This window comes from Georhizobium sp. MAB10 (genome assembly GCF_045012825.1).
GTDB lineage: Bacteria > Pseudomonadota > Alphaproteobacteria > Rhizobiales > Rhizobiaceae > Georhizobium > Georhizobium profundi.
The window spans coordinates 2,221,212-2,244,940 of the sequence record NZ_CP118314.1 but is presented as its reverse complement, the minus strand read 5'-3'; the positions used below and the strand labels follow the sequence as shown (position 1 = coordinate 2,244,940).

Sequence of the window (23,729 nt, the reverse complement as noted above, 5' to 3'; positions counted from 1 at the left end):
CGTCCCATGAACGAGAATTCTCCCATCGGCCGCGCTGCCGCCACTCCGGCCCCCAACCCGGCCCCCGCTCCGCTCAACGGATCGGACCGGGCCGGCATCGGCTTTTACGAGTTCATCGGGCTCGCCGCCGCCCTCACCTCGATCATCGCGCTGTCGATCGACATCATGCTGCCGGCGCTCCCCGCGATCGGCGAGGCGCTCGGCGTCGTCAATGAGAACGACCGTCAGGCCGTCATCACCGTCTTCGCCCTCGGCTTCGGGCTCGCCCAGATCCTCTTCGGCCCGCTGTCGGATCGCTTCGGCCGCAGGCCCGTCCTGCTTCCCGGCATCGCAGTCTATGCGGCTGCCTCGCTGGCCGTGCTCTTCGTCGATGATTTCAACACGCTGCTGGTGCTGCGCCTCATCCAGGGCATCGGGGCCGCGTCGGTGCGCATCATCGTCACGGCGATCGTGCGCGATTGCTATGGCGGCCGCGACATGGCGCGCGTCATGTCCTATGTCTTCACCGTGTTCATGATCGTGCCGATCATGGCGCCCGCTGTCGGCCAGGCGATCCTGCTGGTTGCGGAATGGCAGGCGATCTTTGCCTTCCTCGGTGCCGCCGCCTTCCTCTTTGCCGGCTGGACGGGCTTCCGCCTCAAAGAGACGCTTCCGGTCGCCGAGCGCATCGAGCTGTCGTTCAAGGGCCTCGTCTACGCGTTCGGCGAAGTGTTCCGTTCGCGCCTCGCCGTCGGCTACACGCTCGGCTCGCTGCTGCTCTTCGGCGCGCTCTTCTCGTTCATCGTGTCGATCCAGCAGGTGTACGATTCGATCTACGGCATGGGCGACTGGTTCGCGCTGGGCTTCGCACTCAGCGCCGTCGGCATGGCCATCACGTCGATCCTCAACGGCCGCTACGTGCAGCGCTACGGCATGCGGCTGATCTCGCACGGCGCCCTCATTGCCATGATGAGCTTCGGAGCGATCCTGCTCGTCCTCAGCCTGTTCGGCATACCGAACTTCTACGTGGCGAACATCCTGCTCGCCTGCTGCATGCTGTCCTTCGGGCTGGTGGCGAACAACTTCAACTCCATCGCCATGGAGCCACTCGGCCACATTGCCGGCACAGCGTCCTCGGTCATAGGCGTCATCTCGTTCACCGGCGGGGCGCTGCTCGGCGGCATGATCGGCCAGGCCTTCAACGGCACGCTCATTCCGCTCTCGCTGGCCTTCTCAGGCTTCGGCGGCATCGCACTGGTGATCGTGCTCATCACCGAACGCGGCAAGCTCTTCGTCAGGCCGGTGGATTGATCGCGCCGAAATCGAAGAGCTTCGGGTCGAGCAGATGCGAAGGTCGGGCATTGGCCAGCGCCTTCAGCATCGTGTCCTTGCGGCCCGGCATGCGCCGTTCGATGTCGGAAAGCATCGCCTTCATCGCATTGCGCTGAAGCCCGTCCTGGGAGCCACAGAGGTCGCAGGGAATGATGGGAAATTCCATGGCGCTGGCGAACTTCGCCAGTTCGTCCTCGGCACAATAGGCAAGCGGGCGCAGCACCAGAAGGTCGCCCTCGTCATTCAGGAGCTTCGGCGGCATCGCCGCCAGCTTGCCGCCGTGGAAGAGGTTCAGGAAAAACGTCTCGAGGATATCGTCACGGTGATGGCCGAGCACCAGCGCCTCGCAGCCTTCCTCACGCGCGATCCGGTAGAGATTGCCGCGCCTTAAGCGCGAACAGAGCGCGCAATAAGTGGCGCCCTCCGGCACCTTCTCCTTCACCACCGAATAGGTGTCCCGGTATTCGATCCGGTGCGCGATGCCGTTCCGGTTCAGAAACTCCGGCAGCACATGCTTCGGAAAGTTCGGCTGCCCCTGGTCGAGATTGCACGCAAGCAGTTCGACAGGCAAAAGCCCGCGCCACTGCAGCTCGCTCAAGACGGCGAGCAGCGCATAGGAATCCTTGCCGCCCGATAGCGCGATCAGCCAGCGTGGACGCGTCGTCCCCGTTTCCGGGCGCAACATCTGGAAATCCTCGATCGCCTGGCGTGTCTGCCGCAGCAGCCGCTTGCGCAGCTTGTTGAACGTCACCGACGAAGGCGCATTCGCCATGATCGGCGGATAGTCGCCGGCAATGGACTCGACCGCACTCACCTGCTGACGCCTCGCTCGGGGTTCTGCGGGTGTCGACGCGGGAAGAAGGCGAGCACCGCGCACATCAGGAACAGCGGGATGCCGAGCTCGATCACTTCCTCGATCCCGGTCGAAACCACCGCAGCGCTGGCACCGAGATCAATGCCGAGGCCTTCAAGCTTGCGCGGCAGGCCGTCGAGCGTCTTGGCCGCGATGATGGACAGACCCGCAGCCAGGACGCCCACTGCCGGCAGGTGGAGCCCGCGCAGCCCTGCGATGAACTGCCGCGCATGACGAAGCCCCGCTATGACAACCGCCGCGCCGACCGTGACCAGAGCCACGACCGCCGCAAGTTTTTCCAGGAGCGGCACGTCGCCGGAAACGTAGAAGCTGGTCTTGGTGATGCTCATCGTCGTCATGAGGTTGTGGAAGTCGAGTTCGCGCATGCATAGCGCCAACAGGATCACGACGAAATAGAAATGCGTCTTCAAGAACTGCTGATTTGCCTCGCGCACCAGCATCGCAGCCGCCACGAGGTAACCGGCAGCAGATAGCGTCTCGACGGCGCCCCCCTCACCGGTGAGGGTCTGGACGAAGCGCTCCGATCCAAGCAGGACGGAGCCGACCAGCGCGAGAATGAAGAGCCCAACCAAAAGGAAGGGCCGATAGGACGCCTCGCTTCGAAACGAGGCCGATGCAGCATGAGGCAATGCGCCTGCATTCTCCTCGGCTGGCGCGAGACGACATCGCTTCGGCAGCCGTGTAAGCGTCAAGAAAGATCGACTGCATCGTGCAGATTCGATCGCTGTGTCTCCCAGGTAGCACGAAGTGCGCCTTTGCAGGAGCCCAAAACGACAAAGGCCGCGTGCAAGCACGCGGCCTTTGAAAAGTGGATACGGAACGCTTAGCGCGAATAGAACTCGACGACGAGGTTCGGTTCCATCTGGACGGCATAGGGCACGTCCGACAGGCCCGGAACGCGCACGAAGGTCGCGACCATCTTGTTGTGATCCGCTTCGATATAGTCCGGAACGTCACGCTCGGCGAGCTGCGTCGCTTCGAGAACGATGACGAGCTGCTTGGACTTCTCGCGCACTTCGATCACGTCGCCCGGCTTGCAGCGGAAGGACGGGATGTTGGTGCGTACGCCGTTGACCGAAACGTGGCCGTGGTTGACGAACTGGCGCGCCGCGAAAACCGTCGGCACGAACTTCGCGCGGTAGACGATGGCGTCGAGACGCGATTCCAGAAGACCGATCAGGTTCTCCGGGGTGTCGCCCTTACGGCGGTTGGCCTCTTCGTAAATCTTGCGGAACTGCTTCTCGCGGATGTCGCCGTAGTAGCCCTTAAGCTTCTGCTTGGCGCGCAGCTGCACACCGAAATCCGAAAGCTTGCCCTTGCGGCGCTGGCCATGCTGGCCTGGACCGTATTCGCGGCGGTTCACCGGGGACTTCGGACGACCCCAGATGTTTTCGCCCATGCGGCGATCGATCTTGTACTTGGACGATTCGCGCTTGCTCATCGCATTTCCTTTCAAAACAAAATGATGACGTCGCATCTTCATGCAACGCCAGAAGGAAACGCGCCCTCCTCTGCCATCGGGCTGAAGCCGTCAGCTGACAGGATCAAGACCCCAAAAGGACCGATCCACGGGACACGTCAAATGAAACGCCCGACGTGGCCGCCGGGCGTTGTGGGGGTGATTATGGGAAGAGGTCGCGTTTGTCAACGCGGCTTTGATGCCACCGGCGCGTCACTTCACGCGGGCGATAATCCAGATCGCGTGGACGATGCCCGGGATGTAGCCGAGCAGCGTCAGGATGATGTTGATCCAGAAGTGCTTGCCAAGACCGACCTGCAGGAAGACGCCGAGCGGCGGGAGGATGATGGCGAAGATGATGCGGATCAGGTCCATAAGAGACTCCTTATTCTTTTTCCGATAACGGCACCGGATGCCCCGCGGTTCCGGATCAGACGGAAAAATTGTGCGCTGCAAGATCGTCTGGGACGCGCAGCCCGAAGCCGTGCATCAGTCGCCGGATCGCTGGATCTGGCTTGCCGGACGTGAAGAGAGCCATATCGGGGCTCACCTCCGCGCGTGATTCTGCTTCGAACGCACGTGCCCGGTCGGCGCCCGCACCGTCACCATTCAGCACGCTCACGGCCCGCCTAGCGATCGCCTCGGACGGGTCGAGCCAATCCACCGGCCACGGCGCGGTCTTGCGCATGCGGTTGACGAGAAACGGATAGTGCGTGCAGGCAAGCACGACGATATCGGTGCGGTTGCCGTCGCGCTCCACGAAACACGGCGCAATCTCCGCTCGCACCGCGTCTTCGTCCACGAAGCCTTCGCGCATATAGGTTTCGGCAAGCCCCGCCAGTTCTGTGCTGCCGACCAGCCTCACATGGCACTTCGTCGCCCAGTCGCTGATGAGATCCCGCGTATATTGCCGCTTCACGGTTCCTGGCGTCGCCAGCACCGATACGAGACCCGACCGCGTGCGCTCCGCCGCAGGCTTGATGGCCGGCACCGTGCCGACGAAAGCAAGTTTGGGATAGGCCGCGCGCAGATCACCCAGCGCCAGCGTCGAAGCGGTGTTGCAGGCGATCACCGCGATCGATGGCCGGTGCGCCGCGATCAGCTTCTCAAACAGCGCCACCATGCGTGTCCGCAGCGCTTCCTCTTCCCACGCGCCATAGGGAAACGCCGCATCGTCGGCCACGTAGACGAGCCGCTTCCCAGGCAAAAGCACCCGCATTTCGCGCAGCACGGTCAGCCCGCCGATGCCCGAATCGAAAACGAGGACCGGCCCGCGCTCATCCATGCTGGCCTCATCCATTGTCGGGCCGATCGTTCGGCTGCGACGCGATCTCGTCGGGCGCGCCGCTGCCGCGCGGGCGCTTGCGCGAATAGCGGTCGAGCGAGTTGATCACACCGCGCAGCACATGGATTTCCTGGGAAAACAGCCCGCGACGCGCAAGCAGCGTGCGCAGATTGTCGACCATTTTCGGCTTCTTGTCCTCGGGCCTGAAGTAACCGCGCGCATCGAGCGCCTCTTCCAGATGATCGAACAGGCCGAAGGTCTCTTCCTTGGTCGCCGGCGTCATGTCGTTGTGGGTGAACGCGGTCTCAGTCACATCCGAGAGCCCTGAATTCATCCACTCATAGGACATGAGCAGCACTGCCTGCGCGATGTTGAGCGAGGCGAAGGCTGGATTGACAGGAAAGGTCACGATCTCGTCGGCAAGCGCCACTTCGTGGTTCTTTAGGCCCCAGCGCTCGCGCCCGAACAGGATGCCCGTAGCCTGGCCTTCGCGGAACTTCGTCCGCAGCGTCTGGCCTGCCTCCACCGGTCCGCGCACCGGCTTGAAGCCGTCACGCTCGCGCGCGGTCGTCGCATAGACGAAATTGAGATCGGCGATGGCCTCCTCGAGCGTCTCGAACACCTGCGTCGCATCGATCACGTGGTCCGCCTTGGACGCCGCCTGGCGCGCCTTTTCGCTCGGCCAACCGTCGCGCGGATTGACGAGCCTAAGGTCCGATAACCCGAAATTCGCCATGGCGCGCGCCACCATGCCGATATTTTCGCCAAGCTGCGGCTCCACCAGCACGATCGCGGGGCCTTCCGCAATCATCGCGCGTTTTCTGTCGGTTCCGGCCATTCGGGCTCCCTCGCAGCGTTCTGCGCTGCGCCCACAGAGCCACAGCGTCAATCGCTGCGCTCATACACCGGGTCCTGCGTGCCGGCCAAGCCTTGGGCGTCAAAGGTTCCGCTTCTCCTTTGCCATCGGCAATCACGATGCTATAGGACGCGCCAGTTGTTCTGGATGCGGCGGCATGCCGTCCGTCCATGGCTTTTTTGGAGAGAGAGAGGCTTTTCCTGCATGAGTAAGATCAAGGTCGCAAACCCGGTCGTTGAGCTCGACGGCGACGAGATGACCCGTATCATCTGGCAGTTCATCAAGGACAAGCTGATCCATCCCTATCTGGACATCGATCTGGAATATTACGATCTCAGCATGGAAAACCGCGACGCCACCGACGACCAGGTGACGATCGACGCGGCCCACGCGATCAAGAAGCACGGCGTCGGCGTCAAGTGCGCCACGATCACCGCCGATGAAGGCCGCGTCGAGGAATTCGGCCTGAAGAAGATGTGGCGCTCGCCCAACGGCACGATCCGCAACATCCTCGGCGGCGTCATCTTCCGCGAGCCAATCATCTGCAAGAACGTCCCCCGCCTCGTTCCGGGCTGGACCAAGCCGGTCATCGTCGGCCGTCATGCCTATGGCGACCAGTACCGCGCAACAGACTTCAAGTTCCCCGGCAAGGGCAAGCTCTACATGAAGTTCGTCGGCGAAGACGGCAAGGAGCAGGAATACGAGATCTTCGACGCGCCCGGCGCCGGCATTGCCATGGGCATGTACAACCTCGACGAGTCGATCCGCGATTTCGCCCGCGCTTCGCTGAACTACGGCCTCAGCCGCAAGGTGCCGGTCTACCTGTCGACCAAGAACACCATCCTCAAGGTCTATGACGGCCGCTTCAAGGACATCTTCCAGGAAGTCTACGAGCAGGAGTTCGAGGCGAAGTTCAAGGAAGCCAAGATCTGGTACGAACACCGCCTGATCGACGACATGGTCGCCGCCAACCTGAAATGGTCGGGCGGTTATGTCTGGGCCTGCAAGAACTATGACGGCGACGTTCAGTCCGACACGGTTGCGCAGGGCTTCGGCTCGCTCGGCCTGATGACCTCGGTTCTGCTCACTCCGGATGGCAACACGGTCGAAGCCGAAGCCGCGCACGGTACGGTCACGCGCCACTACCGTCAGCACCAGAAGGGCGAGGAAACCTCCACCAACTCCATCGCCTCGATCTTCGCCTGGACCCGTGGCCTCGCGCACCGCGCCAAGCTCGACGACAATGCCGAGCTCGCACGCTTTGCCGACACGCTGGAGAAGGTCTGCATCGAGACCGTCGAAAGCGGCCACATGACCAAGGACCTCGCACTTCTCATCGGTCCCGATCAGCCGTGGCTCTCCACGACCGGCTTCCTCGACAAGATCGACGAGAACCTCCAGAAAGCCATGGCCGCCTGAGGCTTCGCCTTTTCCGATCAAGTCTTCCAGACCCCGCGGTTCACGCCGCGGGGTTTTTCTTTGACAGCCGGGATAATCACGCAATTCGCTGCGGAACGTTTCTGGCCCACCATCCTTACCGTGCAAAGCTTGGACCGGATTGCGTGCTCAAGCCACAAACCGAGGACGAAATGGCATGACTGAACCTTCCACCGATCCGCTGAACGATCCGTCCCGGTTGCGCACCATCCTCGGCAATGTGGTGGAACGGGTGCGCGAGGCCGCGCCTTCGATGCACGAAAAGGGCGCCGAGGCCGCCCGTGAGAAGGACAAGGCGGCGCCCCGCAAGGGCGATTTCGACAAGTTCGGCATCGCCGTCTTCACCCGCCATGGAGAACTGGTTTCGGCCGGCAATGCGGGGACCGGCTTTCCCATCCAGTCCATTTCCAAGGTCTTCGCGCTGGAAGTCGCTCTCGAAGCGCTCGGCGAAAAGCTCTGGAAGCGGATCGGCCGCGAGCCGTCCGGCGATCCCTTCAACTCCATCATCGATCTGGAGCGCGACAAGGGCGTGCCGCGCAATCCCTTCATCAATGCCGGGGCCCTGGTCGTTTGCGACGCCCTCGTCGGCATCGGCGGCAAGTCTGGCCCCAACCACCATGTGATCGATTTCATCAAGAGCATGATCGACGACGAATCCCTGTCACTCGACCCGGACGTGATGGCGAGCGACCGCACCGGCGGCGATCTCAACCGTTCGCTCATGTACATGGCCAAGCACCACGGCAATCTCGATCATGAGGTGAAGGAGGTGATGGAAGCCTATGTCCATCAATGTGCCATCACGCTCGACTGCCGGGGTCTGGCGAAGGCAGGCCGGTTCCTGATGCACGACGATCCGCACGATGGCGACGACAGCATCCAGCAGGCGCGGCGCGCCAGACGCATCCTCGCCATCATGATGCTGTGCGGCCAGTACGATGGCTCCGGTGATTTCGCATTTCGCGTCGGCCTGCCGGCCAAATCCGGTGTGGGCGGCGGCATCCTCGCCATCGCGCCCCACCGCGCGTCCATCGCGGTCTGGTCGCCGGCACTCGATCCCATGGGCAACAGCTGGCTCGGCACACTCGGCCTCGAACTCCTCACCGAGCGCACCGACTGGTCGATCTTCGGCGCGGTTCGCAGTTCCGCATAAAGTTTGCTGCGCTTTCCGAGCTCGGAACGAATGTCACCAAACGCTGTTAAACCATGATCAGCAGCGTTGGGGACTCATATCATGCCGAGATGGAAGATCTCGATTGCGGTCGCGGCCGTGGTCGTCCTTCTCCTGTTCATACTGGTGCCAAGCGTCGCGCTGGTTCTGTTTTCGGGCCTCCTGATGGCCGCCTTTCTCAACGGCGGCGGAGGGCTCGTGGAGAGAGCCACCAAAATTCCGCGCGGCTGGTCAATCGGCCTGTTCACGCTTCTGCTGCTACTCGCCATCGCTGGCGTCTTCACTCTAGCAGCGACATCGATCGCCGCTCAGTTCAACGAACTCGCCAGCCAGATCCCTGGCGCGATCGAAAATCTACGCAGCCGGCTGGAGGAGTACGAATGGGCAAACCGGGCGCTCGACCGAGCAAACCCGGCCGGCCTCATTTCGGGTGAAGGGGGACGCGCGGCAACCAGCGCCGTCACATCGACCTTCGGCGCGCTGGGCAATTTTGTCATCATTGCCTTCATCGGCATCTATGTCGCAGTCACGCCCGCCATCTATCGTAAGGGCGCTGTCGAGCTCTTCGCGCCGTCGCTGCGTCCCCGCACCGACGAAATCCTGAAGAAATGCGCCCGCACGCTGAAGAGCTGGCTCGCTGCACAGCTGATCTCGATGACCGTGGTCGGCGTGCTGACCGGCATCGGACTGCTGCTCATAGGAATGCCGCTCGCCTTCATTCTCGGCATCATCGCCGGCCTGCTCGCCTTCATTCCCAATATCGGCCCGGTGCTGGCCGTCGCGCCCGCGCTGCTGCTAGCCTTCGGCGAAGGCCCATCCATGCTGCTCTGGGTCGCCGCCGTCTACCTCTCGGTGCAGACGCTGGAAAGCTATGTGATCACGCCGCTGGTGCAGCAGGAGCGCGTCGACCTGTCCCCAGCCCTCGTCATCGCTGCGCAATTGCTGTTCGGTGTGCTCTTCGGTCTTCTCGGCCTGGCGCTCGCCATGCCCCTGGTCGCGGTTGGCCGCATGCTCATCAAGGAGCTCTACGTCCACGATTACCTGGAGCGTGAGCCGCCGCGCGAGATGGCTCTGCAATTGCCGGAAGGCCAGAGACACGAATAGGCAGACGCGGCGCATTCACGCCCCGCGATATCCATTCTCGATGTTGGATAACGATCAACCGCGACCGGCCGATGACACGGCCGGTCCACGCTGCTGCGCTGCTCGTCAGGCCGCCAGGGCTTCGGCAACGGCCTCGATCGCCGCTTCGGCGCGCGTGCCGTCCGGTCCGCCCGCCTGCGCCATGTCCGGCCGGCCGCCGCCGCCCTGACCGCCGAGCGATGCGGAAGCAACGCGCACGAGGTCGACGGCACTGCGCGTGGATGTCAGATCGTCGGTCACGGCCACGACGACACTCGCCTTGCCGTCGTCGCTGACGCCAACGAAGCAGACGACGCCCGAGCCGAGCGCCTTCTTCCCGTCATCCGCCAGGCCCTTCAGCGCCTTCGGCTCCACACCCGTAACGACGCGGCCGAGATATTTGACGCCCGCAATCTCGCGCGCTTCACCGCCGTTCGAACCACCACCGGGACCGGCGAGAGCGAGCTTGCGCTTTGCGTCCGCCAGCTCGCGTTCGAGCCGCCTGCGCTCGTCCATCAGCGCTTCGACGCGTTCGACGACATCGGCCGGCTGAACCTTGAGGCTCGCCGCAATGCGGCGCACGCGCTCGTCCTGCTCGGCGAGGTAAGCCCGTGCCGCCTCGCCCGTCAGCGCCTCGAGCCGCCGCACGCCGGCGCTCACGCCCGCCTCGCCCACGACCCGCACCAGGCCGATATCGCCGGTCGCGCTCACATGGGTACCGCCGCAAAGCTCCACCGAATAAGGCTTACCGGCCTTGGCGCCCTCGATACCCGTGCCCATCGACACGACACGCACCTCGTCGCCATACTTCTCGCCGAAAAGCGCCATCGCCCCTTCGGCAATGGCATCCTCCACCCCCATCAGCCGCGTCGTCACCGGCGCGTTCTGCACGATGATGGCATTCGCCATCTCTTCCACGCGCGCGATTTCCTCGGCGCTCATGGGCTTCGGATGCGAAATGTCGAAGCGCAGCCGTTCCGGCGCCACGAGCGAACCCTTCTGCGCGACGTGGGTACCCAGCACTTCGCGCAGCGCTTCGTGCAGCAGGTGTGTCGCCGAGTGGTTCTGCCGCAGCCGCGAGCGGCGCTTGTGGTCCACCGTCAGGACGATGTCCTTGCCGCGCGTCACACTGCCTTCGCGCACCATCCCGATATGAACGAACAGGCCCTCGCCCTTCTTCTGCGTGTCGGTAACGTCAATGACGAAGCCTTCACCGGCGATCGTGCCCGTATCGCCCATCTGGCCACCGGATTCGCCATAGAACGGCGTCTGGTTGGCGACGAGCTCGACGGCCTCGCCGGCAGAGGCAGTTTCGATCTCCTGGCCGTCGCGCACGAGCGCCGCAACGATGCCTTCGGCCTGCTCGGTGTCATAGCCGAGAAAGTCGGTAGCGCCGGTGCGGTCGCGCAGTTCGAACCACACTCGTTCCGTCGCCGCATCGCCCGACCCGGACCACGCCGCGCGGGCTTCGGCCTTCTGGCGCGCCATCGCTGCGGTGAAGCCTTCGGTGTCGACGCCGACACCGCGAAGACGCAGCGCATCTTCCGTCAAATCCAGCGGGAAGCCGTAGGTGTCGTAAAGCTTGAACGCCGTCTCGCCATCCAGCCGGTCGCCGGACGACAGATCGGCGCTCGCATCGTCCAGCAGCATCAGGCCGCGATCGAGCGTGCGGCGGAACCGGGTTTCTTCAAGCTTGAGTGTCTCGGAGATCAGGCCTTCAGCACGGGCGAGTTCCGGATAGGCCCGGCCCATTTCCGAAACGAGCGTTGGCAGAAGCTTGTACATCAGCGGATCCTGCGCACCGAGAAGCCGCGCATGGCGCATCGCGCGGCGCATGATACGGCGCAGCACGTAGCCGCGACCTTCGTTCGAAGGCAGCACGCCGTCGGCGATCAGGAACGCCGACGACCGCAAATGATCGGCAATGACGCGGTGACTTGCGCGCTTGTCGCCTTCCGCCTTCACGCCCGTCGCCTCGACCGAAGCGGCAATCAGCGCGCGGAACAGGTCAATGTCGTAATTGTCGTGCTTGCCCTGCAGAAGCGCCGCCACGCGCTCCAGGCCCATGCCCGTATCGATCGACGGCCGGGGCAGTTCGATACGTTCGCCGCTCGCGAGCTGCTCGAACTGCATGAAGACGAGGTTCCAGATCTCGATGAAGCGGTCGCCATCCTCGTCGGGCGATCCGGGAGGTCCGCCAGGAATGTGGTCGCCATGGTCGTAGAAGATTTCCGAGCACGGCCCGCAGGGACCGGTATCGCCCATCGCCCAGAAATTGTCGTTGGTAGCGATGCGGATGATGCGGCTGTCCGGCAGGCCCGCAATCTTCTTCCAGAGCGCGAAGGCGTCGTCATCCGTATGGTACACCGTCACCAGAAGCCGGTTGGCGTCGATGCCGAAATCCTTGGTGATCAGGTTCCAGGCAAGCGTAATCGCCTGTTCCTTGAAATAGTCGCCAAAGGAGAAATTGCCGAGCATCTCGAAGAAGGTGTGGTGACGGGCCGTATAGCCGACATTGTCGAGGTCGTTGTGCTTGCCGCCGGCGCGCACGCATTTCTGCGCGGTCGCTGCCGTGGAATACGGCCGCTGCTCAAGCCCCGTGAAGACGTTTTTGAACTGGACCATGCCGGCATTGGTGAACATCAATGTCGGGTCGTTGCGCGGCACAAGCGGGGACGAGCTGACCACCTCATGGCCATTGGCCTTGAAGAAGTCCAGAAATGCGCTGCGGATGTCGTTTACGCCGCTCATGAAACGCCCTTTTGCTGCTATTCGGCCGGCCCCGATCGTCCCGCCAGCCTTTGTGTGTCCGGCTTTTATCGTTCGTCTCAAACCCTGTCCAGCATTGCCAATGCGCGCTTTGCAGCTCCCCGAAACGGAGTGCGGCGGACCCGGATGGGCCCGCCGCAAATCGATCGCCACGAAAGGATTGGAAGACCGCGCGCCGTCAACCGGCCGCGGCGTCGTCCGTGTCGTTGTCCGGCAGGCCGTCATCGAAGAAATTCTCCGCGATCAGGCCGGCATTTTGACGAATCGCCGTCTCGATCTCGCGGGCCGTGTCGGGGTTGTCCTTGAGGAACTGGCGGGCGTTGTCGCGGCCTTGCCCCAGACGCTGGCTGTTATAGGAGAACCAGGAGCCGGACTTGTCGACGATCCCGGCCTTGACGCCCAGATCGATCAGCTCGCCGGTCTTGGAGATGCCTTCGCCATACATGATGTCGAATTCGATCACCTTCAGCGGCGGCGCCATCTTGTTCTTCACGACCTTGACGCGGGTCTGGTTGCCGACGGTCTCGTCGCGGTCCTTGACCGAGCCGATGCGGCGGATGTCGAGGCGCACCGACGCATAGAATTTCAGCGCGTTGCCGCCCGTCGTCGTTTCCGGCGAGCCGAACATGACGCCGATCTTCATGCGGATCTGGTTGATGAAGATGACCATGCAGTTCGACTTGGAAATCGATGCCGTCAGCTTGCGCAGCGCCTGGCTCATCAGACGCGCCTGAAGGCCCGGCAGGCTGTCGCCCATCTCGCCTTCGATTTCGGCGCGTGGTGTCAGCGCCGCAACCGAATCGATGATCAGCACGTCGATTGCACCCGAGCGAACCAGCGTATCGGTGATCTCCAGCGCCTGCTCGCCATTGTCCGGCTGCGAAATCAGAAGGTTCTCCAGATCGACGCCGAGCTTGCGGGCATACACCGGATCGAGCGCGTGCTCGGCATCGATGAAGCCGCAGATGCCACCGCGCTTTTGCGCTTCCGCCACGCAGTGCAGTGCGAGCGTCGTTTTGCCCGAGCTTTCAGGGCCATAGATTTCAATGATACGGCCCTTCGGCAGTCCGCCAACGCCGAGTGCGATATCGAGCCCGAGCGAGCCGGTCGGTACCGTTTCGATTTCGACCACCTGCTCGTTGGAACCGAGCTTCATGATCGAACCCTTGCCGAACGCGCGCTCGATCTGAGAGAGCGCCGCGTCGAGAGCCTTGCTTTTGTCCACCGAATTGTCCTCTACGAGCCGCAGCGAGTTCTGTGCCATATGTTCCACCTTTAGGTTATTCGAGCCGGACAGGCAAACGTGCCCTCTGTTCTCGTTTGTACCCATTTTGTTCTCGTTTGGCAAGCGCTTTCTAAGGCACTGAATTTGCATCTTTATCTTCTGTCTATTCCCGGATTGTTCCGCGCATGATCAGCATGAAACGCAAAACGATACCAGGCCACGCGTCGCCCATGTCGAAGGCCGATTGCCGATGAGCCGATTCCTCGTCATCGGCGGTGCGCATCTCGATCGGCGCGGCCAGGTGAAGGGCGCGCTGCATCTTCACGCCAGCAATCCCGGGCATTGGGAGGAGACGGCCGGCGGCGGCGCATTCAACGCCGCCCGCAATCTCGCGCGGCTGGGGCATGCCGTCCGGCTGGTGGCGCCGCGCGGCGGCGATCCGGCTGGCGAGACCGTCGGCCGGGCAGCCGCCGATGCCGGCGTCGAAGATACGCCGATCACCTTCCTCGATCGGGCAACGCCCACCTATTCGGCGATTCTCGATAGCCAGGGCGATCTCGTCGTCGCGCTCGCGGACATGGCGCTTTACGATGCCTTTTCGCCCCGCCAGTGCGATCGCCGCACCCTGCGCGATGCCATCGCTGATGCCGATGCGGTGCTGGTCGATGCCAATATTCCCGAGGCAACGATTACTCGTCTGGCGCGGCGGTGCGGCGAGGCAGGCCGCCCCTTGTCCGCCATCGCCATCTCGCCGGCCAAGATCGTGCGGCTGAAACCGGTGCTTTCCGCCCTCTCCTGCCTGTTCATGAACCGGCGCGAGGCCGAAGCGCTCGTCGGCCCGCTTGCAGAGGATGGGCAGGCGCAGGCCGAGCAGCTGCGCTCTGCAGGCATAGCCCGCGCCATCGTTACGGCTGGCAGCGGCCCGGCACTTGCCTTTGATCAGCAGCAGACGTTCCTCTTGTCCGCGATCGAAGGCTGCACCATCGTCGATGTCACGGGCGCCGGCGATGCGCTTGCTGCCGCCACGCTCGGAGCTCTTCAGCCCGGCCTGCCTTTCATCGAGGCCTGCCATTATGGCGTCGCCGCCGCCTCGCTCGCCGTCGAAAGCGCCGAGCCGGCACCACCGGAGCTGACGCTCGATGCCGTGCGGGCGCGCCTTGCTCTTGTGCCCCCGATCGATCCATTGCATCTGAAGCGCTGATCGATCCAGACCCAAGCCGTGAGAAGCCAAAGATGAGCCCGAAGAACGACGCCAGCCTTGTCACCTATGCCCCGGATGTCGCCGAGGCGCGGGCGTCCGGCAAGCCCATCGTGGCGCTGGAATCGACCATCATCACCCACGGCATGCCCTATCCCGGCAATCTCGAAATGGCCCGTGCCGTCGAAGCCATCGTGCGTGAGGAAGGCGCGACGCCGGCGACGATCGCAGTCATCGATGGCGTCCTCAATGTCGGCCTATCGGATGAGAACCTGGCCGCGCTCGCGCTCCGCAAGGATGCCATGAAGCTCTCGCGCGCCGATCTCGCCTTCGCGCTGGCTGAAGGCCGCACCGGCGCCACCACGGTCGCTGCCACCATGATCGCCGCGGCCCATGCCGGCATCGGCGTCTTCGCCACCGGCGGCATCGGCGGCGTGCATCGCGGTGCCGAAACCAGCTTCGACATCTCCGCCGATCTCGACGAGCTTGCGCGCACCGGTGTCATCGTCGTCTCCGCTGGCGCCAAGGCCATCCTGGATGTGCCGAAGACGCTCGAAGTGCTCGAAACCCGTGGCGTGCCCGTCGTCACCTTCGGCTCGGACGTGTTTCCCGCCTTCTGGTCGCGCGAATCCGGCCTGAAGTCGCCGCTGCGCCTCGACACGCCGGACGCCATTGCGCGCTTTCAGAAGGTCCGCGCCGCCATGGGGATTACCGGCGGCATGCTGATCGCCAATCCCGTGCCGGTCGAAGACGAGATCGCCCGCGATGTCATGGAAGCGCATATCCGCGAAGCCATGGGCCGCGCCGAAAAAGCCGGCGTCAGCGCCAAGGCCGTAACGCCGTTCCTGCTCTCCGAACTTGTCGACATCACCAGCGGAAAGAGCCTTCAAACCAACATCGCGCTGGTCAAGGCCAATGTCCGTCTCGCCACGCGCATCGCGGTTGCCCTCGCTGCCTGAACGGTCTCGTCGCGCGGCCACGGCAAAGCCGAGCGACCCGGCTCGCGGATCGCTCGGCTTTGTGAATGACTGACGCCCTCTATCAGCGGTCGAAGGTTTCCATCGACAGCATCGCGTCGCAGACAGCGCCGTCATGGGTGCCCACCCAAACGTCAAGCCATCCGTCCGACGGGCGCGTCAGGTTGACCTTGGCATCGAGATTGCCGTTGTCGTCGTCGTCATAGTACCAGCCGGCAGACGCGGTGTTGACCAGCAGCACGCTGTCGCAATCGCTCTCGACCGATACGGTCAGGGTGTATTTACCCATGCCGCTCAAATTGAAGGTGAAGTCCGGCGCTTCGGTCACGTAGCCGCGCCCACGGTCGGTTTGCGGCGTAACATTGCTGCATTTCTCGATGTTGATGTTGCCACCGGCGCGCACATTGTACTTGTGCACGGAGTAGAGTTCGGACCCCGTCAGCTCGTAAGTATCGCCGGACTTGGCATAGTCCGGACACGCCAAGGCGCTCCCGCCGGATAGAACCAGAAACGCGAAAACCCAATAAATCCTGTTCATGTTGAAAGTCCCCCAGAAAACTTTCTCAGAATACGCCGAATTCAGCGAAAAACCATAGATCTCAAGCGGCTGGGGACCGCTCATCCACCTCTATGGTGAACGCCGGCCCGGCATAGTGACCGGGCCGGGAATCACGTGTCGGGTTTTCAACCCTGGATCGGAACGATCCGGATTTCGACGCGACGGTTTGCGGCGCGGCCGGCCTCGGTCGAGTTGTCGGCGATCGGCTGGTTGAAGCCGAAGCCCTGTGCCTGGAAGCGACGCGGATCAAGGCCCTGGGACGTCAGATAGCCGAGAACCGACTGGGCGCGCCGCTGCGACAGATCGAGGTTGTAGCTCGCCGAACCGACATTGTCGGTGTGGCCGAGAACGTCGACGAGCGTGCGGTCGAACTCGCGCAGAACCAGAACGACCGAATTCAGCGTCGAATAGAAGTCCGGGCGAACGCTCGCTTCGTTCGTGCCGAAGGTGATGTTGGACGGCATGTTCAGGATGATGTTGTCGCCATTGCGGGTTACCGAAACGCCGGTGCCCTGCAGCTGCGCGCGCAGGCGTGCTTCCTGGTTGTCCATGTAGCCGCCGATCGCGCCACCGGCCAACGCCCCGATGCCGGCTCCGAGAAGCGCGTTGCGGCGGTCGTCGCCACCGGCTAGAAGGCCGAGACCGGCGCCTGCCGCAGCACCCAGCATGGCACCGCCGGCCGTGTTGGACAGCTGCTGCTGACCGGTGAAGGGGTCGGCCGTACAACCGGCAAGCAGCGCCGTGGCCATGCCGGCGGCCGCAATCCGCAGCCTGAATGCTGATCGGGTCATGATGGGTCCTCTCCAGGAATATGTCGAATGGTGATCGTTAGAACTGAATGGGGGATTCGCGTCAACACGAAGGCCATTTGCCTTGGAAGCCTGCAAACATGGCGCCATTCAGGCCGTGCGGATGAAACGCTTGTCCGATCCGGAAATGCCGACGCTGCCGTAGATCTCGTCCAGCCCCTGCTCGTTGACATGGAACCGTGCCTCGGTCCGGATGAAGATCCAGCCATCGTCATCGTCGGTCGCGTGCCCAGGCTTGATCCTCAGATTGAAGGAGAAGCCATGGCGGTCGCGGGTTGCACGGTCGATCATCTCGAACAACGGCTCGCGATCTTCGGGATGATAGCTGCCCATGCCGCGGGAAAAGTTGATCGGCCCCTCCGCCTGCTCGAACCCGTAGATGTCAAAGACGGCAGGCGACCAGAAGAGCAGCCCGGAGGCGAGCTCCGATTTCCATACGCCTGACAAAGGCAGACTGCACAGCACCTCGATCACGGGGGAGCCGGGCGAACAGTCGTTGCGACCGACAAATGCGGCCAGCAGCGCCAGCGCATCGTCCGTCTTCATCGTCTCACGGCCGGAAAGCGCCGGATCATCCATGAATCGCCCGTTCAAATCTTTGCAGCCCACACCTTGCCGCAAAGGCAGTATTGGGCGCCTCACCGCAGGAAGTACGCTGACGCTACTTGGCAAAACGCCCGTCGGGCAAGAATTTCTAGAAAGCTATGCACACGGAAATTGTGTCCAATGCACTAAAGTACAAAATCCCGGTCGGCAAGCGTGGCGGCGTTCACGTCATGTGTGCCGCTGCGATGCCGGCTACGAACTCAGCGTTTCGCTCACCGTGATCGCCAGTTGCTTCAGCGAGAATGGCTTGGGCAGGAAGCCGAATTTCGCGTCCGCAGGCAGGTTCTTCGCAAAGGCCTCCTCCGCATAGCCGGAAACGAACACGAATTTCAGGTCGGGATAGTCCTTGCGCAGTTCGCGCAGCAGCGTCGGCCCGTCCATTTCCGGCATCACGACGTCCGAAACGACGATGTCGACCGCGCCGCCGAGCTCTTCCATGATCTCCAGCGCCTCGACGCCCGATGCGGCCTCGTGCACCGTATAGCCGCGCGTCTCCAGCATGCGCTTGCCACCGCGGCGCACCGCCTCCTCGTCTTCCACGAGCAGCACCACGGCGCTGCCCGTCAAATCCACGCGCTCGGCGTTCGGCGCCTGTGGCGCGGCCACGGGCACCACAGCTGCCGCAGCCTCGCCCTCTGCCGTCGCCTCCACCGGTACCTCGATATGGCGCGGCAAGAAAATCTGGAACGTTGTGCCTTTGCCCACTTCCGAGATCGGATAGATGTAGCCACCCGATTGCTTGACGATACCGTAGACCATCGAGAGCCCGAGACCGGTGCCCTTGCCCACGTCCTTGGTGGTGAAGAACGGCTCGAAGATCTTGTCGATGATCTCGGGCGGAATGCCGGTGCCCTCGTCCGCCACTTCGATCAGCACGCAGTCTTGTGCCTCGAGCCCGCGGTAATTCAGCTTGCCGACCTCGTCGGCACCGATGTTGCGGGTGCGGATCGTCACCGTGCCGCCCTTGGGCATGGCGTCGCGGGCATTGACCGCAAGGTTGATCAGCACCTGCTCGAACTGCCCCAGATCGGTCAGCACCGGCCAGAGATCGCGCCCGTATTCTATGGCAAGCTTCACATTCGTTCCGGTGAGCCGGTCGATCAACATGCGCAGATCCCCGATCACGTCGGTCATCGAAAGCACGCTCGGCCGCATCGTCTGCTTGCGCGAGAATGCCAGCAGCTGGCGCACCAGCACGGCCGCGCGATTGGCGTTGCGCTTGATCTCCATCAAATCGGCGAAGCTCGCATCCGATGGCCGAAGCGACAGAAGCAGGTGATCGGCCGAAAGCAGGATGGCCGTCAGCACGTTGTTGAAATCATGCGCGATGCCGCCGGCGAGCGTGCCGACCGCATTCATCTTCTGCGTCTGAGCCATCTGCTCTTCGAGCGCTTTTTGCTCGGTCGTCTCCACGACATAGATGATCGCCGCTTCCTCGCGCGATTCCGCGTGGTCGATCACGGCATTCACATAGAGCCGGAAATGCCGCGCCGGATCGTTCGGGTGGCGCGTATCGACGGCCGCGATATCGCTTTGCCCGTCACGCGCCTGCTCAAGCCCTGCCTTGAACGATGTCACGTCATTGTCGTGGATCACCGTCTCGAAGCGCGCGCCGTTTTCCAGATCGTCGCGGGTTACGAGCCCGGAGAACATCTTGAGGAACGGCGCGTTGGTGCGCAGGATCCGCCCGTCACCGTCGACGGACGCGATCGCCATCGGCGTGTTGTTGAAGAACCGCGTGAAGCGCATTTCCGCCGTTGCCGCGGAATGATCGCTGCCCTCGGTGCCATTGCGCGCCAGAACGATCGTCCGGCTTTCGCCGGGTGCACCGTCGCGCGTGGCCGAGACACGGTGCACGAGACGCACCGGCACGCTCTGACCATTTGTCTTGCGCAGATCGAGGTCGAGCGTTGCGGTCTTGTTGCGGCCGGGCTCGGCCTGAACCGAATCAATCAGCGCCATGCCTTCGCCGGCAATCATCTCGGCGATCGTCAGCGATCCGGGCCGGAACTTCGTTAGGTCGATCGAGAGCCAGTCGGCGAGCGTGGCGTTGATGTAGACAATGTCGCCCTTGCGCCCCGCCGAGAAGAAGCCCGCCGGGGCATGATCGAGATAGTCGATCGCGTGCTGAAGGTCCTTGAAGAAGCGCTCCTGCTCTTCCCGCTCCGCCGTGATGTCGCAAAGCTGCCAGGCAAAAAGCTTCTCGCTCTGGCTTTCTTCCAGCACCAGCGGCCGGCCGCTCAGCCGGTACCAGCGTGCGCCCACCGCACCCGATGCCGGGTTGAGCGCCCGTGTCAGGCGAAATTCTTCCTGCCCGTGGCGACCTTCGCGCAGCACGTTCGTCAGCCGGTAAACGGCTTCGGAGGATTCCTTGCTGCGCGACAAAAGCGCCTCGACCGACTGGACGTCCGCTGCCTTCTTCGCGCCCGTGAGCTGGCCATAGGCCGCATTGGCATAGACCGCGCGACCCTTGCGGTCGGTGATCAGCGTGCCTTCCGCCTGCCCGTCGACGAAGCTGCGCGCCAGCGGATCGGAGCTTCTGTGCGGCATCACCTGGATGAAGCCGATCATGGAGGAGACGATGAAGAATATCCCCAGCAGCGACAGAAAGCCGAGAAGCCCGAGCACGATCGAAGGGCTCAGTGCATCGCGCAGGAACACGAAGGCGATGGCAGCCGCGATCAGGACACCCGCCAGCAGGAACAGCCGCATCAGCGTCCTGGGACTGGCAGCCCGGTCCACGATCGGGCTCGGATAGGGTTCGCCCCCACTCTTATTGGCCATTCCAGTCCTCATGATCGGGCAGTGTCAGATGTGGCCGCAAGGCCTCGGTCGTCTCGCTCGAAACGCAGGGGCGTTCCAGCCAGTCGGCGTGTACCGGATCGGACCATAGCCATCCCCCTGCCGAAAGTCATGAAAGCCCGCATGATTCGCGCGCGATTGTCGGGGGAATATCGCGAAATATCCATGATCGAGGCTTACCGCCGTCAATGACCAACTGCTAAAGATAAGCGGCGTCAAGGTTTCCCGGCATGCCATCCCCTTTTGGCTGATGCCGTGGTGAGCCGGAGCGCCGTCGGCAAACGGAGTGCTGAGACTATGGATGGACTGTTTTCCGGAATGCTCGACGAGCGCGGCAGCGCGCTGGTCACGGCAATTTTGGCCGTTTCGATCGCACTTCTCGCACTTGTCGTGGTCTACTGGATCTATCGCATGCGCAGCGGCGCGCCGGTCACGGGACTGGGCGGCCGTGGGCGCCGTGAAAGCCGCCTTGCAGTGGTGGAAAGCGCCATGGTCGACACCAAGCGGCGCATCGTCCTTATCCGGCGCGACGATGTCGAGCACCTGATCCTGATCGGCGGCCCGGCCGATGTCGTGGTTGAAAGCGGCATAGGCGGATCGGCCCAAGCACCGTCCATCGAAACCGATTGGGGCCCATCGAAAGAAGCCGAGGGGCAGAAGGCCGCTTCAACGACTGGGGAGCCGGTACGCCGAGCCCCTGAAATGCCCGCACCTGCCCCTGTCGCAACTGCCCCTGTCGCACCTGCCGCTGCAGCCGCACCGAAACATTTCCCCGCAGAGCGCTTCGCTCAGCCGTCCGCAAATTCAGCGGAGGAGCCACGGGTCGAAGGCGTCAGAGCCGGCAATCCGTTCGACGAGGCCGAATTCTCCGCCGTGCTCGCCGCCGAGATGGAACGCAATCGCCCCGTCAAGGTCACGCCTTTCGTCACTCTCGACAAGGATGCGGCCGAGCGCGCCAAGGCATCGATCCCCTCCATCGAGCCCCCTCAGGAAATGACCCCGCAACAGAAAAAGGCCACCTCCCTGCAAGAGGAGATGGCCCGTCTTCTTGGTGAGATGAAGCCCGAGCGCCGCTGAGCTTACATCCGTTTGCTTGATCCTTAGCCTTTCAGGAACGCGATGAGGTCGTCGGTCAGTTCGTCCCCATGGGTGGCGAACAGGCCATGCGGCGCATCCTCATATTCCTTGAGCTCCGCATTGCGGATGCCTTTCACGGCTTCGCGGGCCGATGCGTCGATTGGCACCGTCTCGTCGGCCGTGCCGTGGATGATCAGCGTCGGCACCTCGAATGCCGCAAGGTCCGGCCGGAAATCGGTCGTCGCAAACGCTTTCGCGCAAGCAAGCGTCGGGCGAAGGCCGGCCTGCATGCACAGGCCCCAGGCCCAATGCAGCCGCTCATCGCTCACATCGTTTTCTTCCGCACCGAAGAAGTCCTCGAGAAAATCCGCGAAGAATTCCGCGCGGTCCGCCTTCATGCCGGCGGTCATTTCATCAAAGACCGATTGCGGTACGCCGTTCGGATTGTCATCGGTCTGAAGCATGTAGGGCACCACCGAGGCGATCAGCCCCGCCTGCTTCACACCCTTGCCGCCATGGCGTGACATATAACGCGCCACCTCGCCGCCGCCCATCGAGAACCCGATGATCGCGGCATCTTCTGCTCCGGTCGCCGCCATCACGTCGGCCAGATCGTCGGAAAGCGTGTCGTAGTCGTAGCCTGACCACGGCTGCTCGGAGCGCCCGAAGCCGCGGCGGTCATACGCGATAGCGCGGAAGCCCGCTTCGGCCAGCGCGAAAGCCTGGTCGTCCCAGCTGTCGGCCGAGAGCGGCCAGCCATGCATCAGAATGACCGGACGGCCTTCGCCCCAGTCCTTGACGTAGAGTTGCGTATTGTCGCGGGTTTTGATCATCGGCATAAGCGCCTCCTTTGTTCAGGAGACGAATGCGCAGCTGTGCGTCACAGTTCCACGAAGTGTGAAGCACTAAAGTGTGAGAGACTAGTCCAGGTCTCGCTTCAAAGCCGCAGGCGCCACAGCGCCGGCGGCTCCTACCTATTCGTCACGATAGACCTTCTCGCGCCGCTCGTGGCGCTCCTGGGCCTCGATCGACAATGTCGCGATTGGACGTGCGTCCAGCCGCTTCAGGCTGATCGGCTCGCCGGTCTCTTCGCAATAACCGTAAGTGCCCTCATCGATCCGCTGCAATGCTGCATCGATCTTCGAGATCAGCTTGCGCTGGCGATCGCGCGCACGGAGTTCGATGGCCCGATCCGTTTCCGAAGAAGCGCGGTCGGCAATATCGGCATGATTGGCATTTTCCTCGGCCAGATTGTCGAGGGTCTCGCGCGCTTCGCGGAGAATGTCGTTTCGCCAGGCAACGAGTTTGGCCCGGAAATAGGCCCGTTGCTTGACGTTCATGAATTCCTCGTCCTCGGAGGGAACATAGGAAGAAAGGTCGATCTTCTCACCCACCACGAATCTCCCCGAACCGTTGGCTGGGCCGCTGTATAGCCACTGAGAAAACTGCTCGCAAGCGCAAAAGATTTGCCGTTTTTCACATTAGCGTGCGATTCGCGTCCACTTAAATGCCTCAATTCACTTCGTTATTTTCGCATCGCCTCATAAACCAATTGAATTCTGCCCACCACACGAGAGGTCGCCCAACGATCCTCGCTTGCCTCTGTGCCCAAGTTCACCCTATTTCAGCAGGATGATCGCGACCCCCATGCTTCGCATTTATCTGCTGCGCCACGCGCGCGCCGTCTGGGCCGAGCCCGGTACGCGAGATTTCGATCGCGCACTGGATGCGCGGGGCCGCGAGGACGCACGTGCGCTGGGGCTCGAAATGGCGGCTAAGGATCTTCGCCCCGACCGCGTCATCTGCTCGTCGGCCAAGCGCTGCCGCGAGACCTGGGATCTCCTGGCCGAGGCGCTGCCCGTCTCCGACGTCACCTTCACCGAGACACTCTACGTCGAGGGCCAGGCAGGCTATCTCGACATCATCCAGGACCTCGAGGATACCGGTTCGGTCATGCTCGTCGGCCACAATCCCATGATCGAAGATACGACCGCAGCCCTTCTGGAACGCGACGGCGGGACGATCGGCGCGGAGCTCCGTCGCGGCTTTCCCACCTGCGGCCTCGCCATCATCGACCTGACGAACGCCGCGTCCGGCATGTCTGCCCGCAAGGCGACTCTGCATGCCTTCCTGAAGCCCGTCGAAGCCTGAGGGCAGCCGATCGCGACGACGCTGCCTTTTATCGCGCAGTC

Annotated in this window: 22 protein-coding genes; 8 read left to right on the top strand and 14 right to left on the bottom strand. The window is 63.0% G+C overall.

Annotated features, from left to right (window positions below):
* Positions 1–6 precede the first annotated feature (6 nt).
* Positions 7–1,290: a multidrug effflux MFS transporter gene (locus tag PU133_RS10455; RefSeq protein ID WP_404861677.1), complete on the top strand. Its 1,284-nt coding sequence runs from the start codon at positions 7–9 to the stop codon at positions 1,288–1,290.
* Here the strand turns inward: PU133_RS10455 and ttcA are convergent.
* The 6 genes from ttcA to PU133_RS10425 form a co-directional block, all read right to left on the bottom strand.
* A complete protein-coding gene (gene ttcA / locus PU133_RS10450) occupies positions 1,274–2,083 on the bottom strand; it encodes a tRNA 2-thiocytidine(32) synthetase TtcA (RefSeq protein WP_404864504.1) in 810 nt (269 codons plus the stop codon). The genes PU133_RS10455 and ttcA overlap by 17 nt on opposite strands.
* Positions 2,084–2,121: 38 nt before the next feature.
* Entirely contained in the window at positions 2,122–2,814 is a 693-nt protein-coding gene (locus PU133_RS10445) for a hypothetical protein (protein WP_404861676.1), read from the bottom strand.
* A 194-nt stretch (positions 2,815–3,008) separates the two neighbouring features.
* Positions 3,009–3,626, bottom strand: coding sequence for a 30S ribosomal protein S4 (gene rpsD / locus PU133_RS10440; protein ID WP_126010073.1), 618 nt, complete (start codon positions 3,624–3,626; stop codon positions 3,009–3,011).
* 231 nt (positions 3,627–3,857) lie between these two features.
* On the bottom strand, positions 3,858–4,019 hold the full coding sequence (locus PU133_RS10435) for a YqaE/Pmp3 family membrane protein (protein ID WP_126010072.1): 162 nt from the start codon (positions 4,017–4,019) through the stop codon (positions 3,858–3,860).
* A gap of 55 nt (positions 4,020–4,074) precedes the next feature.
* Positions 4,075–4,944, bottom strand: coding sequence for a glutamate racemase (gene murI / locus PU133_RS10430; protein WP_404861675.1), 870 nt, complete (start codon positions 4,942–4,944; stop codon positions 4,075–4,077).
* Positions 4,937–5,767 carry an RNA methyltransferase gene (locus PU133_RS10425; protein ID WP_404861673.1) on the bottom strand — a complete coding sequence of 277 codons (831 nt, stop codon included), beginning with the start codon at positions 5,765–5,767 and terminating at the stop codon, positions 4,937–4,939. Before PU133_RS10425 ends, murI begins: the two co-directional genes overlap by 8 nt.
* A 222-nt stretch (positions 5,768–5,989) precedes the next feature.
* Here PU133_RS10425 and PU133_RS10420 point away from each other — a divergent pair, with 222 nt between their 5' ends.
* From PU133_RS10420 to PU133_RS10410, 3 genes are all read left to right on the top strand, one after another.
* Positions 5,990–7,204, top strand: a complete 1,215-nt coding sequence (locus PU133_RS10420; protein WP_126010070.1) for an NADP-dependent isocitrate dehydrogenase — start codon at positions 5,990–5,992, stop codon at positions 7,202–7,204.
* Positions 7,205–7,379: 175 nt separating this feature from the next.
* Complete coding sequence (gene glsA / locus PU133_RS10415) at positions 7,380–8,375, top strand: glutaminase A (protein ID WP_404861672.1); 996 nt, start codon at positions 7,380–7,382, stop codon at positions 8,373–8,375.
* A gap of 81 nt (positions 8,376–8,456) precedes the next feature.
* Complete coding sequence (locus tag PU133_RS10410; protein ID WP_404861671.1) at positions 8,457–9,497, top strand: AI-2E family transporter; 1,041 nt, start codon at positions 8,457–8,459, stop codon at positions 9,495–9,497.
* 105 nt (positions 9,498–9,602) lie between these two features.
* Here PU133_RS10410 and alaS read toward each other — a convergent pair whose 3' ends face one another.
* A complete protein-coding gene (gene alaS / locus PU133_RS10405) occupies positions 9,603–12,266 on the bottom strand; it encodes an alanine--tRNA ligase (RefSeq protein WP_404861670.1) in 2,664 nt (887 codons plus the stop codon).
* 196 nt (positions 12,267–12,462) lie between these two features.
* Positions 12,463–13,548: a recombinase RecA gene (gene recA, locus PU133_RS10400; RefSeq protein WP_404861669.1), complete on the bottom strand. Its 1,086-nt coding sequence runs from the start codon at positions 13,546–13,548 to the stop codon at positions 12,463–12,465.
* 211 nt (positions 13,549–13,759) lie between these two features.
* Here recA and PU133_RS10395 point away from each other — a divergent pair, with 211 nt between their 5' ends.
* On the top strand, positions 13,760–14,710 hold the full coding sequence (locus PU133_RS10395; protein WP_404861668.1) for a carbohydrate kinase family protein: 951 nt from the start codon (positions 13,760–13,762) through the stop codon (positions 14,708–14,710).
* Between the two features lie 32 nt (positions 14,711–14,742).
* A complete protein-coding gene (locus PU133_RS10390) occupies positions 14,743–15,666 on the top strand; it encodes a pseudouridine-5'-phosphate glycosidase (RefSeq protein ID WP_404861667.1) in 924 nt (307 codons plus the stop codon).
* Positions 15,667–15,748: 82 nt separating this feature from the next.
* Here PU133_RS10390 and PU133_RS10385 read toward each other — a convergent pair whose 3' ends face one another.
* The 4 genes from PU133_RS10385 to cckA all read right to left on the bottom strand — a co-directional run bounded on the left by PU133_RS10385 (position 15,749) and on the right by cckA (position 20,442).
* Entirely contained in the window at positions 15,749–16,222 is a 474-nt protein-coding gene (locus PU133_RS10385) for a hypothetical protein (RefSeq protein WP_404861666.1), read from the bottom strand.
* A gap of 146 nt (positions 16,223–16,368) precedes the next feature.
* Positions 16,369–17,034 (bottom strand): OmpA family protein, encoded by a 666-nt coding sequence (locus PU133_RS10380; protein WP_404861665.1) that lies wholly within the window; start codon positions 17,032–17,034, stop codon positions 16,369–16,371.
* A gap of 108 nt (positions 17,035–17,142) precedes the next feature.
* Positions 17,143–17,631 carry a PAS domain-containing protein gene (locus PU133_RS10375; RefSeq protein ID WP_404861664.1) on the bottom strand — a complete coding sequence of 163 codons (489 nt, stop codon included), beginning with the start codon at positions 17,629–17,631 and terminating at the stop codon, positions 17,143–17,145.
* Positions 17,632–17,850: 219 nt separating this feature from the next.
* Positions 17,851–20,442 (bottom strand): cell cycle histidine kinase CckA, encoded by a 2,592-nt coding sequence (gene cckA / locus PU133_RS10370; RefSeq protein WP_404864503.1) that lies wholly within the window; start codon positions 20,440–20,442, stop codon positions 17,851–17,853.
* A 315-nt stretch (positions 20,443–20,757) separates the two neighbouring features.
* Between cckA and PU133_RS10365 the strand changes: the two genes are divergently transcribed.
* Entirely contained in the window at positions 20,758–21,537 is a 780-nt protein-coding gene (locus tag PU133_RS10365) for a flagellar biosynthetic protein FliO (protein ID WP_404861663.1), read from the top strand.
* A 23-nt stretch (positions 21,538–21,560) separates the two neighbouring features.
* Here the strand turns inward: PU133_RS10365 and PU133_RS10360 are convergent, their stop codons facing one another.
* Both PU133_RS10360 and dksA read right to left on the bottom strand, forming a co-directional pair.
* On the bottom strand, positions 21,561–22,376 hold the full coding sequence (locus tag PU133_RS10360; RefSeq protein ID WP_404861662.1) for an alpha/beta fold hydrolase: 816 nt from the start codon (positions 22,374–22,376) through the stop codon (positions 21,561–21,563).
* A gap of 135 nt (positions 22,377–22,511) precedes the next feature.
* Positions 22,512–22,931 (bottom strand): RNA polymerase-binding protein DksA, encoded by a 420-nt coding sequence (dksA, locus tag PU133_RS10355; RefSeq protein WP_126010056.1) that lies wholly within the window; start codon positions 22,929–22,931, stop codon positions 22,512–22,514.
* A gap of 253 nt (positions 22,932–23,184) precedes the next feature.
* Between dksA and PU133_RS10350 the strand changes: the two genes are divergently transcribed.
* A complete protein-coding gene (locus PU133_RS10350) occupies positions 23,185–23,688 on the top strand; it encodes a histidine phosphatase family protein (protein WP_164527862.1) in 504 nt (167 codons plus the stop codon).
* The last annotated feature ends 41 nt before the right edge of the window (positions 23,689–23,729 follow it).